Annotated in this window: 14 protein-coding genes; 10 read left to right on the forward strand and 4 right to left on the reverse strand. The window is 64.7% G+C overall.

All coding sequences use genetic code 11. The features are described from left to right. Position 1 precedes the first annotated feature (1 nt). Positions 2–358, forward strand: coding sequence for a hypothetical protein (locus tag DFS21_RS00970; RefSeq protein ID WP_146603125.1), 357 nt, complete (start codon positions 2–4; stop codon positions 356–358). A 73-nt stretch (positions 359–431) separates the two neighbouring features. Here the strand turns inward: DFS21_RS00970 and mnmH are convergent, their stop codons facing one another. Continuing rightward, positions 432–1544: a tRNA 2-selenouridine(34) synthase MnmH gene (gene mnmH / locus DFS21_RS00975; RefSeq protein WP_111531706.1), complete on the reverse strand. Its 1113-nt coding sequence runs from the start codon at positions 1542–1544 to the stop codon at positions 432–434. Continuing rightward, positions 1544–2578: a selenide, water dikinase SelD gene (selD, locus tag DFS21_RS00980; RefSeq protein WP_110700523.1), complete on the reverse strand. Its 1035-nt coding sequence runs from the start codon at positions 2576–2578 to the stop codon at positions 1544–1546. Before selD ends, mnmH begins: the two co-directional genes overlap by 1 nt. A 119-nt stretch (positions 2579–2697) precedes the next feature. Here selD and DFS21_RS00985 point away from each other — a divergent pair, with 119 nt between their 5' ends. From DFS21_RS00985 to moaE, 8 genes are all read left to right on the forward strand, one after another. Next, a complete protein-coding gene (locus DFS21_RS00985) occupies positions 2698–3552 on the forward strand; it encodes a putative selenate ABC transporter substrate-binding protein (protein WP_110700521.1) in 855 nt (284 codons plus the stop codon). Then, the gene (locus DFS21_RS00990) at positions 3549–4343 is read left to right on the forward strand and encodes a phosphonate ABC transporter ATP-binding protein (RefSeq protein ID WP_110700519.1); all 795 of its coding nucleotides are present in this window, start codon (positions 3549–3551) and stop codon (positions 4341–4343) included. Before DFS21_RS00985 ends, DFS21_RS00990 begins: the two co-directional genes overlap by 4 nt. Next, positions 4337–5164, forward strand: a complete 828-nt coding sequence (locus tag DFS21_RS00995) for an ABC transporter permease (RefSeq protein WP_110700517.1) — start codon at positions 4337–4339, stop codon at positions 5162–5164. The genes DFS21_RS00990 and DFS21_RS00995 overlap by 7 nt, the downstream gene beginning before the upstream one ends. Further along, positions 5161–5928 (forward strand): phosphonate ABC transporter, permease protein PhnE, encoded by a 768-nt coding sequence (phnE, locus tag DFS21_RS01000; protein WP_110700515.1) that lies wholly within the window; start codon positions 5161–5163, stop codon positions 5926–5928. Before DFS21_RS00995 ends, phnE begins: the two co-directional genes overlap by 4 nt. A gap of 292 nt (positions 5929–6220) precedes the next feature. Continuing rightward, complete coding sequence (locus tag DFS21_RS01005) at positions 6221–7615, forward strand: PhoH family protein (RefSeq protein WP_111531707.1); 1395 nt, start codon at positions 6221–6223, stop codon at positions 7613–7615. A 123-nt stretch (positions 7616–7738) separates the two neighbouring features. Continuing rightward, entirely contained in the window at positions 7739–8209 is a 471-nt protein-coding gene (moaC, locus tag DFS21_RS01010; RefSeq protein WP_046857035.1) for a cyclic pyranopterin monophosphate synthase MoaC, read from the forward strand. Beyond that, on the forward strand, positions 8209–8454 hold the full coding sequence (gene moaD, locus DFS21_RS01015; protein WP_023629385.1) for a molybdopterin converting factor subunit 1: 246 nt from the start codon (positions 8209–8211) through the stop codon (positions 8452–8454). Before moaC ends, moaD begins: the two co-directional genes overlap by 1 nt. 2 nt (positions 8455–8456) lie before the next feature. After that, positions 8457–8903 (forward strand): molybdopterin synthase catalytic subunit MoaE, encoded by a 447-nt coding sequence (gene moaE / locus DFS21_RS01020; RefSeq protein WP_102685459.1) that lies wholly within the window; start codon positions 8457–8459, stop codon positions 8901–8903. 124 nt (positions 8904–9027) lie between these two features. Here the strand turns inward: moaE and rhlB are convergent, their stop codons facing one another. Both rhlB and DFS21_RS01030 read right to left on the reverse strand, forming a co-directional pair. Next, positions 9028–10500 carry an ATP-dependent RNA helicase RhlB gene (rhlB, locus tag DFS21_RS01025; RefSeq protein WP_110700512.1) on the reverse strand — a complete coding sequence of 491 codons (1473 nt, stop codon included), beginning with the start codon at positions 10498–10500 and terminating at the stop codon, positions 9028–9030. A gap of 92 nt (positions 10501–10592) precedes the next feature. Continuing rightward, complete coding sequence (locus DFS21_RS01030) at positions 10593–11249, reverse strand: alpha/beta hydrolase (RefSeq protein WP_110700510.1); 657 nt, start codon at positions 11247–11249, stop codon at positions 10593–10595. Positions 11250–11584: 335 nt separating this feature from the next. On the opposite strand from DFS21_RS01030, the gene DFS21_RS01035 reads away from it, so the two are divergent. Further along, positions 11585–12613 carry an amino acid ABC transporter substrate-binding protein gene (locus tag DFS21_RS01035; protein ID WP_023629381.1) on the forward strand — a complete coding sequence of 343 codons (1029 nt, stop codon included), beginning with the start codon at positions 11585–11587 and terminating at the stop codon, positions 12611–12613. Positions 12614–12645 lie beyond the last annotated feature (32 nt).

Below are 12645 nucleotides of genomic sequence, written 5' to 3' on the forward strand. Positions count from 1 at the left end.
CATGGCTGGCGAGTCTGACGAGTCGGACCTGCGCCCCCCGGTGTTCTCACTGGAGTATCTGCAATCAGGTTGGTGCATTCAGGACTGCCAGCAGGCAGAGCGCGCCAGGATGCTCGAGCGCTTGCGTCAGATCAGTCAGCGCACGTGGCGAGAGATCCGCCAGCTCGATCGCCATGGCTATGGTACGGAGACGATTTCGCGCGGCAGTATCAGGGCTGTATTGCCTTCATTCCTCACTGAAGATGTTCGGCTGCTGGCGTTCAGGGCTTTCGACCTGGTGGCGATGGTGGGGTACCGCAGTGGGCGGATTTTTCATGTGATCTGGATAGATCGTGAGTTCAAGTTGTACAAGCATTGACGCGGAGTACAGTGACCCCTTTGGTTGGGCAGGCAAGCCCGCTCCAACAGGGGAGTAGGAGCGGGCTTGCGAGTCAGGCGCCGCGTTGCTCACGCAGTGCCCGGGCCTTCAGGTACTCACGCACTTCCACCCCGTCTCCGGCGAACTCGATCCGCTGTGCCTTGGCCGCCCGCTGGTAGGCGTACATCGGATCGTAGTATTCCTTGAGCAGCCCTTCGATCCACCCTCGGTGCAGGCTCACGTCACCACTGCGCAACTGCTCCTCCAGCGCCTGGTCGAGCAACGCCGACAGCCGCTGGAAGCGCTCGCCGCCCAGGCGCTTGTAGATGTTGGCCATGCTCTGGCGCATGCGTTCGGCGAACAGCGGGCCGCCGGCCTCTTCACCGTGCACGGCGATGAACTCGGCGCACAGGTTGATCACGTAATCGCGCAGGATGCGTTCCACGCGATGCGCGAAGCTGTCTTCGAGCCACACCAGCGGATAGCGTTGCATGCCCTGGTAAAGCTCCAGCGGCACCGCGCAGCTGCCGACCACGCGGCCTTCGTCCTCGAGCACGAACTGGTCGATGCCACGCTCGCGTTTCTTCAGGATGTCGATGGCCAGCGTATTCTCGAAGTCGATCTGCGCCGGCTGCGCGGTGGCGCGCTTGCCGAAGCTGGAGCCGCGGTGGTTGGCGTGGCCTTCCAGGTCCAGCACGTTGTCCAGCTGGAGCAGCACGTCGGTCTTGCCGGTGCCGGTCAGGCCGCCCAGCAGCACGAAGTGGCAGTGCTGCACCGCTTGCTGGGTGGTTTCCAGCAGCAAGGTGCGCATGGCCTTGTAGCCGCCCACCACCTTCGGATACTGGATGCCGGCTTCCTTGAGCCAGCCCTGGACGATCTGTGAGCGCAACCCGCCACGGAAGCAGTAGAGGTAGCCGTCGGGATGAGCCTGGGTGAATGCCGCCCAGGCCTCCAGGCGCTGCTCTTTGAGCGCGCCGTTGACCAACTGGTGGCCCAAGGCAATGGCGGCGGCCTGACCCTGCTGCTTGTAGCAGGTACCGACTTTCTGCCGCTCCTGGTCGTTCATCAGCGGCAGGTTGACGGCGCCGGGGAAAGCGCCCTTGGTGAATTCGATCGGCGCGCGCATGTCCATCATCGGCACGTCGTCGAGGAACAGCTGTTTCAGCTCGGTGCAGTCGGGGCGCATCAGATCACCTCGACTGCGTGGCTCTGTCGCTCGACCAGCTCGCCGATCGGCGCCAGTTCGAGCCCGAGCTCCCGTGCCACGGCGAGGAATTCGGCCTCGCCCTGCGGGCTGACTGCCACCAGCAGGCCACCGCTGGTCTGCGGGTCGCACAGCAGGTGCTTCTGCTCGTCGCTCAGTGTGCCGATCTTGTGGCCGTAGCTGTCGAAGTTACGCAAGGTGCCGCCTGGGATGCAGCCCTCGGCCAGGTAATGTTCGACGCTGGGCAGGCGCGGCACCGCAGCGAATTGCAGGCGCGCGGTGAGGCCGCTGCCCTCGGCGACTTCGACCAGGTGGCCGAGCAGGCCGAAGCCGGTGACGTCGGTCATCGCCTGCACGCCGTCGAGCTTGCCGAAGCGACTTCCCGGTGTGTTGAGGGTGCACATCCAGTCGCGGGCCAGGCCCTGGTCCTGTTCGCGCAGCTTGGCTTTCTTCTCGGCGGTGGTGAGGATGCCGATGCCCAGCGGCTTGGTCAGGTACAGGCGGCAGCCGACGCTGGCGGTGTCGTTGCGCTTGAGGTTGCGCTTGCTCACCACGCCGGTCACGGCCAGGCCGAAGATCGGTTCCGGGGCGTCGATGGAGTGGCCACCGGCCAGTGGGATGCCTGCCTCTGCGCAGACCGCGCGACCACCGCGGATCACTTCGCGGGCGACCTCCGGCGGCAATAGGTTGATCGGCCAGCCGAGGATGGCGATGGCCATCAGCGGGTCGCCGCCCATGGCGTAGATGTCGCTGATGGCGTTGGTGGCGGCGATGCGACCGAAGTCGTACGGGTCGTCGACGATGGGCATGAAGAAGTCGGTGGTCGACACCACGCCACGCTCGTCATCCAGGGCGTAGACGGCAGCGTCGTCGCGCGAGGCGTTGCCGACCCAGAGGTTCGGGTCCAGCGCCTGGGTGCCGCTCTCGGCGAGGATCACATCCAGGACCTTGGGAGAAATCTTGCAGCCACAGCCAGCGCCGTGGCTGTACTGTGTCAGACGAATCGGCTCGCTCATGTGCACCTCGACTTTTCGTGATGCGCGATTGTAGCAAAGCTGACCTTTGTGCCTGCGGCTCTTATACTTCCCGCGATTCGACACCGACCCATGCCCCGCTATTGAACCGGAGAACCCCCATGCTCAAACGCCCCCTGGCACTGTTTGCCGGTCTCGCGCTGTCCTGCTGCGCCGTGGTCGCCCAGGCCGCCGACGTCCTGCGCGTCAGCGCCATCCCCGATGAAGCACCGACCGAACTGCTGCGCAAGTTCGAGCCGCTGGGTGAATACCTCGAGCAGCAGTTGGGCATGAAGGTGCAGTTCGTGCCGGTCGCCGACTACCCCGCGGTGGTCGAGTCGCTGGCCAGCGATCGCCTGGACCTGGCCTGGCTGGGGGGCTTCACCTTCGTTCAAGTGCACCTGAAGGACCCGACCGCCACGCCATTGGTGCAGCGGGAGCAGGATGCCCAGTTCACCTCCAAGTTCATCACCGCCAACCCTGACGTGAAGAGCCTGGCCGACCTGAAGGGCAAGACTTTCGCCTTCGGCTCGATTTCGTCCACCTCCGGCAGCCTGATGCCGCGCTACTTCATGCTCAAGGAAGACAACATCAAGCCTGAGAGCTACTTCAGCCGCGTCGCCTATTCCGGTGCCCACGACGCCACCGTGGCCTGGGTGGCGGCGGGTAAGGTCGATGCAGGCGTACTCAACGCCAGCGTATGGCAGAAACTGGTCGATGCCGGCAAGGTCGATACCGACAAGGTCAAGGTATTCGCCACCACACCGACGTATTACGACTACAACTGGACCGTGCGCGGCAAAATGGACCCGGCGCTGAAAGAGAAGATCAAGCAAGCCTTCCTCGCCCTGGATCCGGCCAAGCCTGCGGACAAGGCGATCCTCGACCTGCAGGCAGCCAGCCGCTTCATCGAGACCAAACCCGAGAACTACAAGGGTATCGAAGAAGCCGCACGCAAGGCCGAACTGCTCAAGTGAGTATCCGTGTTCAGGGCGCCAGCGTGCGCCATGGCCAGGTCCAGGCCTTGAGCGCGCTGGACCTGCAAATCGGCCAGGGCGAGCGGGTGGCGATCATCGGTCCGTCCGGAGCCGGCAAATCCAGCCTTCTGCACCTGATGGCCACTGCCGTGCCGCCCAGTAGCGGGCGGTTGGAGTTGTTGGGCGAGCAGCCCTGGGCACTGTCTGCCGGCGCCCGCCAGCGCTTGCGCGCACGGGTCGGCCTGGTGCACCAGGCGCCGCCCCTGCCGCCGCGCCAGCGGGTGGTCACCGCCGTGCTGGCGGGGCGCCTGGGGCAGTGGGGCACCTTGCGCGGGCTGCTCAACCTGATTCACCCCGGGGATATACCCGGTGCCCGCGCGGCACTGGCCGAGCTGGGCATGGCTGACAAGCTGTTTGCCCAGTGCGGGCAGTTGTCGGGTGGACAGTTGCAACGGGTCGGCATCGCCCGCGTCTTGTACCAGCGACCTGAAGTGCTGTTGACCGACGAGCCGGTCTCGGCCATGGACCCGGTGCTCGCCGATCACAGCCTGGCGTTGCTTAATCGTCATGCCCAGGCCCACGGCGTGACGCTGGTCGCCAGCCTGCACGCGGTGGAGCTCGCCCTCGCGCACTTTCCGCGCATCGTCGGCATTCGCGCCGGGCAGGTGGCGTTCGATTGCCCGGCGCAAGCGGTCAGCGAAGCGATGCTCGGCGCCTTGTACGCCAATGAGCAACTGACATCGCCTGTCACCGCGACGGCGAGCCTGCAGGTGCAGATCCCGCGATGCTGAGCACTGACCAGCGCGATCCTGCTGCCTTGCCTCGTTTGCTGCTGACCCTGCTGGGCCTGGCGCTGCTGTGGCCGGGCCTGCACCTGAGTGAGCTTGACCCCGGCGTGCTGTTGCAGGCCGAGAACCGTCAGCAGATGGCCGGCTTCGTCAGCGCGTTCTGGCCCCCGGCCCACGATGCCGGGTTTCTCGATTTGCTGCTCACCGCCACGGTGCAGACCCTGGCCGTGGCCACCGCAGGCATGAGCCTGGCACTGCTGCTGGCGGTACCGGCCAGCCTGCTGGCCAGCCGGGCGTTGTCGTTGCGGGCCGCTTCCAGCGCAGGGCGCCTGGGGCTATGGTCCCGGGCTGCGCGCCTGCCGGTGCGAGGCGTGCTGATTTTCCTGCGCAGCGTGCCCGAGATCGTCTGGGCACTGTTGTTCGTCCGCGCCGTGGGCCTGGGCCCGACTGCCGGTGTGCTGGCTATCGCCATCACCTACAGCGGCATGCTCGGCAAGGTCTACGCGGAGATCTTCGAGTCGGTGGACCAGCGTCCCGCCCATGCCTTGCTGCAGGCCGGCAGCAGCCGCCTGTCGGCGTTTCTCTACGGCACTCTGCCCGAGGCCGCGAGCGAAGTGGTGTCCTACACCGTGTACCGCTGGGAGTGCGCGGTGCGCGCTTCGGTGGTGATGGGCTTCGTCGGTGCCGGTGGACTGGGCCAGCAGATCGATCTGTCGATGCGCATGTTTGCCGGTGCCGAGGTGGCGAGCATGCTGCTGACTTTCCTGTTGCTGGTCGTGCTGGCCGACTTGCTCAGCCGTTTCCTGCGCGGGAGGCTCGCATGAACCGGGTGATCAATGGGCTGGTGATCGTCGCGGTCCTGGCGGCGGTGCTGGCGTCGTTTGCTTATCTGGAGCTGGACCTGGCAGCGGTCGTCGGCAGTGGCGGGCCGGCGCAGATGGGCGAATACGCGGCGCGTTTCCTGCACCCGGACCTGTCGCTGGCACACCTGCGCGCGGTAGGGCAGGGCGCCTTGGAAACACTGGCGATGTCGGGTATGGGGACGCTGCTGGCGATGCTGTTGGGCATGGTGCTGGCGTTGCCGGCCGCCGGGCGTTTTGGCTGGTCGTTGCAGGGCGCGTCGCGCCTGCTGCTCAACGCGCTGCGGGCGATTCCGGAGCTGGTCTGGGCCGCGCTGACCGTGCTGGCCGCAGGCCTGGGGCCGAATGCCGGTACGCTGGCGCTGGCCCTGCACACTGCCGGGGTGCTGGGGCGGCTGTTCGCCGAGGCGCTGGAAAATGCACCGCCAGAGCCTGCGGCGGCGATCCGCTTGCAAGGTGGCAGCCAAGTGGTGGCGTTCTGTTTCGGCACGTTGCCCAATCTGTGGCCGCAACTGCTGGCGTACAGCCTCTATCGCTGGGAGAACAACATCCGCATGGCCAGCGTGCTGGGCTTCGTGGGGGCGGGCGGGCTGGGGCAGATGCTCTACGCGACCCTGAGCCTGTTCCAGGAGGCCCAGGCCAGCACGGTGATCATCGCCATGCTGGTGCTGGTGTTGCTGGTGGACGCCCTGAGCGATGTGTTGCGTCAACGTTTCGTGCGCGCCTGAGTGTATTTCGCGGCACCTGATCCCTGACTGTAGTCCTGCTCCGGGCCCACGCCAAGCCCTGTTCGTCAATCCGAAAAATAAACTTCACCTGAGCGTAAAAAGACTTTTTCCGGTCATGGTTTTTGCGGTATCAAGGAACCAGACAGCCGAACCCTGCAGCACAGGTGGCGTCATCCACGCCTTCCTTGCCAGGTGAGCTTCCCGCCCGTAACGACGCGGATACGGGGAGAACGGCAGTCACTCTGCGGCGCAGCCGTTCGCGCCGTGTGGCTTTCACATAAGGTGAACGAGTATGGATGACCAAGGACGCACCCCTTCCTCCAACCAGCCAATCCTGTATGTGCTCGATACCAACGTCCTGATTCACGACCCCAACGCCCTGCTCAACTTCGAGGAGCACCACGTCGCCATACCGATGACGGTGCTGGAGGAACTCGACAAGCTCAAGACCGGTAAACAGACCATCGCCGCCGAATGTCGCCAGGCCATCCGCCTGATCGACCAGACCCTCGGCGACGCCTCGCCCAGCGATGTCGAGCAGGGCGTGCCGATCCAGCGTGGCAAGAGCGGGCCCAAGGGCTTCCTGTCCATCCTCATGAGCACGCGCAACGAGCCTAACCGCCTGCTCCCCGAGAACATCGCCGACAACATCATCATCAACCAGCTGCTGGACCTGCGCGCCAAGCGCAAGGACCTCGACGTGGTGCTGGTGACCAAGGACATCAACATGCGCCTGAAGGCGCGTGCCTGCGGGATCGCCGCCGAGGACTACAGCACCGACCAGTTGGTCGACGATGTGTCCTTGCTGTCCAAGGGCTACCACTCGGTCACAGGGTCGTTCTGGGACCGCGTGAGCAAGGTCGACACGCGCCAGGAGCGTGGCCGTACTTGGCATCGGGTGCAGTTGACGGACAACTTGCCCGCCGTGCACGTCAACGAGTTCATCATCGACGAGCAGGGCTTCGTCGGCTGGATCAAGGGCATCCGCAACGACGAGCTGCTGCTGCTCGACCTGCACCAGGAACCGCTGCTGCACCAGGAAGCCTGGGGGCTCAAGCCACGGGACATCCACCAGAGCCTGGCGCTGTTCGCCTTGCTCGACCCGGATATCCACCTGGTCAACCTGACCGGCGCGGCGGGCTCGGGCAAGACCATCCTGGCGCTGGCCGCGGCCATCGAGCAGACCATGGTCAGCAAGCGTTACCGGCGCATCATCGCCACCCGCAGCGTGCAGGGGCTGGACCAGGAGATCGGCTTCCTGCCGGGTACCGAGGCGGAGAAGATGGAGCCTTGGCTGGGCGCGATCACCGACAACCTCGAAGCCTTGCACATGGATGACGAGAGCACCCACGGCAGTGTCGAGTACATCCTCGAGCGGGTGCCGCTGCAGTTCAAGTCGCTGAACTACATCCGTGGGCGCAGCTTCCAGCAGAGCCTGATCCTCATCGACGAGTGCCAGAACCTCACGCCACACCAGATCAAGACCATCATCACCCGTGCCGGGACCGGCTCGAAGGTGGTCTGCCTGGGCAACCTGGCGCAGATCGACACCCCTTACCTGTCGGCCACCAGTTCCGGGCTGACCTACCTCACCGAGCGCTTCAAGGACTTCCCCCACGGCGTTCATATCACCCTGCAGGGCGTGCCACGCTCGGTACTGGCCGAGTACGCCGAGTCGCACCTGTAACCTGTCGCCGGCCAGCCCGTTCCCACCGTGGGAGCGGGCTGGCCCCGCGATGCGCTGTTCTGCCCTCTGCTCAAAGCTGACCGGCGGGTTTACACTCTGTCATCCCTTCCCAGGAGCAGAGCAGTGCTGACTCATCTTGATTCCCAGGGGCGCGCCAACATGGTCGACGTCACTGAAAAGGCCGTGACCGCCCGCGAGGCGATTGCCGAGGCACGGGTGCGCATGTTGCCGGACACCCTGCGCATGATCGTCGATGGCCAACACCCCAAGGGCGACGTGTTCGCCGTGGCGCGCATCGCCGGCATCCAGGCGGCGAAGAAGACCAGCGACCTGATCCCGCTGTGCCATCCGCTGATGCTCACCGGCGTCAAGGTCGAGCTGGCCGCTGAGGGCGAGGACGTGGTGCACATTGTCGCCCGCTGCAAGCTGGCCGGGCAGACCGGCGTCGAAATGGAGGCGCTCACCGCCGCGAGCGTTGCCGCGCTGACGATCTACGACATGTGCAAGGCAGTGGACAAAGGCATGGTCATCGAGCAGGTGCGCCTGCTGGAGAAGACCGGTGGCAAGAGCGGGCACTACAAGGTGGAAGGGTGATGAAGGTCAAGGTCATGTATTTCGCCCGCTACCGTGAGTTGCTGGGCATCGACGCCGAGCGCCTGGAAGGCGACTTCAAGGTGCTGGACGACGTGCGCCAGGCCTTGGCGGGCAAGGGTGGACACTACGCGGTGCTGGCCGAGCAGAACCTGATGTGTGCCCGCAACGAAGAGCTGTGCCGGCTCGATGAGCCATTGGAAGAGGGTGACGAGATCGCGTTCTTCCCACCTGTGACCGGAGGTTGACCATGACCGTGCGCGTTCAGGAGGCAGCCTTCGACCCGGGCGCTGAAGTCAACGCCATGCACGCCGCCAATGTCGGCGTGGGCGCGGTGGTCGGGTTTGTCGGCTATGTGCGCGACTTCAACGATGGCCGGGAGGTGGCGGGGATGTTCCTCGAGCACTATCCGGGCATGACCGAGAAGGCCCTGGCCAAGATCGTGGTCGAGGCCGAAGGGCGCTGGCCGCTGCTCAAGGTCGAGGTACTGCACCGAATCGGCGCCCTGGAACCGGGCGAGCCGATTGTCTTTGTCGGCGTGGCCAGCGCGCATCGGCAGGCGGCGTTCGATGCCTGCAACTTCATCATGGATTACCTGAAGACCCGGGCGCCGTTCTGGAAGAAGGAGAATACCCAGGAAGGACCGCGCTGGGTGGAAGGCAAGCAGAGCGACCAGGATGCGGCAGGGCGCTGGTGATGCTCTATTCGCTGGCCGGGGCTGCGCCCCGGATCGCCGGCAAGCCGGCTCCCACAGGAGCGCGTATCTCTGTGGGAGCCGGCTTGCCGGCGATAGGGCAGCGTAGCGGCCCCGATCCAGCCATTCAGTGATGCTTGCGCGGCACGGGCTTCAACAGCTCGTCCGGCGGCATCTCGCACTTGATCTTGCGCCCCAGCAACTCTTCGATCGCCGGCAACTGGTACGAATCGTCCTCGCCGGCAAAGCTGATCGACACGCCGCTGGTGCCGGCGCGACCGGTGCGGCCGATGCGGTGCACGTAGTCGTCCGGGTCTTCCGGCAGGGTGAAGTTGATCACATGGCTGATGCCGTCGATGTGGATGCCACGGCCGGCCACGTCGGTGGCGACCAGCACGGTGATGCGCCCTTCACGGAAGCTCTCCAGGGTGCGGATACGCTTGTGCTGCGGCACGTCGCCCGAGAGCTGGGCGGCGTTGATGCCGTCACGCACCAGCTTTTCCTCGATGCGCCGCACCTCGTCCTTACGGTTGGCGAACACCATCACCCGTTCCCACTTGTTCTGCGTGACCAGGTTGTACAGCAGCTTGTACTTGTCGCTGCCGGCCACGGCGTAGACGTGCTGTTCGACGGTTTCGCTGGCGACGTTCTCCGGCTCGATCTCGACGATGGCCGGGTTGGTGGTCCACTGCTTGGCCAGGTTCATCACATCGTCGGTGAAGGTGGCGGAGAACAGCAGGGTCTGGCGCTCGCTCTTGGGCGGGGTCTGGCGGATGATCTGGCGGACCTGGGGGATGAAGCCCATGTCGAGCATGCGGTCGGCCTCGTCCAGCACCATTACCTCGACCATGTCCAGGTGCACCTCGCCGCGCTGGTTGAAGTCCAGCAGGCGGCCCGGGGTGGCTACCAGGATGTCGCAATGGCGCGCTTCCAGCGACTTGAGCTGCTTGTCGAAGTCCATGCCGCCGACAAAGCTCATCACGTTCAGGCCGGTGTACTTGGTCAGTGCCTGGGCATCCTTGGCGATCTGCACCACCAGCTCGCGGGTCGGGGCGATGATCAGCGCCCGCGGCTCGCCCATGTAGCGTTCCTTGGGCGGTGGGGTCTGCTGCAGCTGCGAGATGATCGAGATCAGGAACGCGGCGGTCTTGCCGGTGCCGGTCTGGGCCCGGCCGATAGCGTCCTGGCCGCGCAGGGTGTAACCCAGGACCTGGGCCTGGATCGGCGTGCAATAGGGGAAGCCGAGGTCGTGGATGGCATGCATCAGCTCATTGGAGAGCTTGAAATCGTGGAAACGCGTCTTGCCTTCCTGCGGCTCGACCACGAAGTCCTCGGGCTTCCACAGGCTGGCCTGGGGTTTGGGCTTGCGTTCGCGACGTGGTTTGTCCTTGGCGGGCGACTCGGCGCGCGGCGGTTGGGCGACCTGGACGGCGGCTTGTGGCTCGGCCTTGGCCTTGGGCGCAGGCTTTGGCCTGGGTTTGCCGACCTGGCGCTCTGGCGCCTGGGCGGCGGCCGGCTGAGGAGCCGGCTCGGGTTGGGACGCGGCGATGGGCGGTGCGGCGTCACCTTTGGCGAATATTTTCTTGAGTGCCTTGAGCACGGTCGTCTCGTCAACTGGTTAAGGAATGTACGCCGGGCAGTGTAATGCAAGAATCGGGCGCGGCGTAGTGCAATGCGGGCTGGGCTACAGAATCACTGCAACTGGCGGCTCAGCCAGTCGTGGATGTCCGTCAGTTCCTCGACCACCACTTCGTGCTCCATCGGGTACTCATGCCACTGGGCGGCCACACCCCAGGTATTGAGGTACTCGAACGCCGTGCGGCCCATCGAGGGGATCACCACCGGGTCGTGCACACCGTGCAGGCACAAAGCCGGCGTGCGCTGCTGGCAGGCGCTCAACTGCTGGGCGTCGCTGAAGGTTGGCGCGTAGGTGGAGAGGGCGATGACCCCGCCCAACGCTTCCTGCCACTTTATATAGGCAGTGTGCAGCACCACCGCACCACCCTGGGAAAACCCGGCGAGGAAGATGCGCGACAAGTTGATGCCCTTGGCCTGTTCGGCCTTGATAAGGGCGATCACTTGGTCGGCCGACTCTTCCAGTTGCGCTTCGTCGATGGCTCGCGCCGGGGTCATGGCCTTGATGTCGTACCAGCTGGGCATCTGGTAGCCGCCGTTGATGGTTACCGGGCGCGTCGGCGCCTGGGGCATGATGAAACGGGTGCTGAGCAGGCGTTCCTGCATGAATTCCGCTACCGGTAGGAAGTCGTAACGGTCGGCCCCCAGGCCGTGCAACCAGATCACACAGGCGTCGGCGGTTTTCTGCGGTTCGAGAATCAGCGGTTGGGTCATGACTGCTCCGAAAGAGTGCTGGCGTACTGATGTAGTGCGTAAAAAGAAGGCATTGGCGGTTAATGCCAGAAAAAGATGTCGCAACTCTACAACTTTTCCTACTTGACTACCGCTTTATCGCTTAAGCCGTGGACTGTGGTACGCCCTTTGCTATGTCCTTGTCATGCGAAGAGGTGGGCCGGTCCCGGTAACACCCCTCGTGTGGATCGAAGGCTGTCATAGAACAGCCCATTGCGCCAATTGACCCAAAAACAAGCCAACAAGGGGTCGGATGCGCCTCATAAGGGTGCGGTGCAATTCCGGCTCATACAACAAGAGCGATTTGGAGGTTGTTGATGAAGATGTTGAAAACCACCCTGGCAGTCCTGACCGCCGCCGCCGCGCTGGGCGCCACCAGCTTCGCCCAGGCCGGCGCCACCCTCGACGCGGTGAAGAAGAAGGGCTTCGTCCAGTGTGGCGTGAGCGATGGTCTTCCCGGCTTCTCCGTGCCTGACGCACAGGGCAAGATCGTCGGCATCGACGCCGATGTGTGCCGCGCCGTGGCTGCCGCCGTGTTCGGCGATGCGACCAAGGTCAAGTTCAGCCAGCTCAACGCCAAGGAGCGCTTCACCGCGCTGCAGTCCGGCGAAGTCGACGTGCTGTCGCGCAACACCACCTGGACCAGCTCGCGCGATGCCGGCATGGGCCTGGTGTTCGCCGGTGTCACCTACTACGACGGCGTCGGTTTCCTCGCCAACAAGAAGCTCGGTGTTTCCAGCGCCAAGGAGCTCGACGGCGCCACCATCTGTATCCAGGCCGGCACCACTACCGAACTGAACGTCTCCGACTACTTCCGTGCCAATGGCTTGAAGTACACCCCGATCACCTTCGACACCTCCGACGAGAGCGCCAAGTCGCTGGAGTCCGGCCGTTGCGACGTGCTGACCTCGGACAAGTCGCAGCTGTTCGCCCAGCGCTCCAAGCTGGCCGCGCCGACCGAGTACGTGGTGCTGCCGGAAACCATCTCCAAGGAGCCCCTGGGCCCCGTCGTGCGCAAGGGCGACGAGGAATGGTTCAGCATCGTCAAGTGGACCCTGTTCGCCATGCTCAACGCGGAAGAAGCAGGGGTCACTTCGAAGAACGTCGAGGCCGAGGCCAAGTCCACCAAGAACCCTGACGTCGCGCGCCTGCTGGGCGCCGATGGCGAGTACGGCAAGGACCTCAAGCTGCCCAAGGACTGGGTAGTGCAGATCGTCAAGCAAGTCGGCAACTATGGCGAAGTGTTCGAGAAGAACCTGGGCCAGAGCACCGACCTGAAGATCGACCGTGGCATGAATGCCCTGTGGAACAACGGCGGCATCCAGTACGCGCCACCTGTGCGCTGATGGCTGCACCCCGCGGCGGCATCCTGCCGTCG

Source organism: Pseudomonas sp. 2848, assembly GCF_003253945.1.
Taxonomy (GTDB): domain Bacteria; phylum Pseudomonadota; class Gammaproteobacteria; order Pseudomonadales; family Pseudomonadaceae; genus Aquipseudomonas.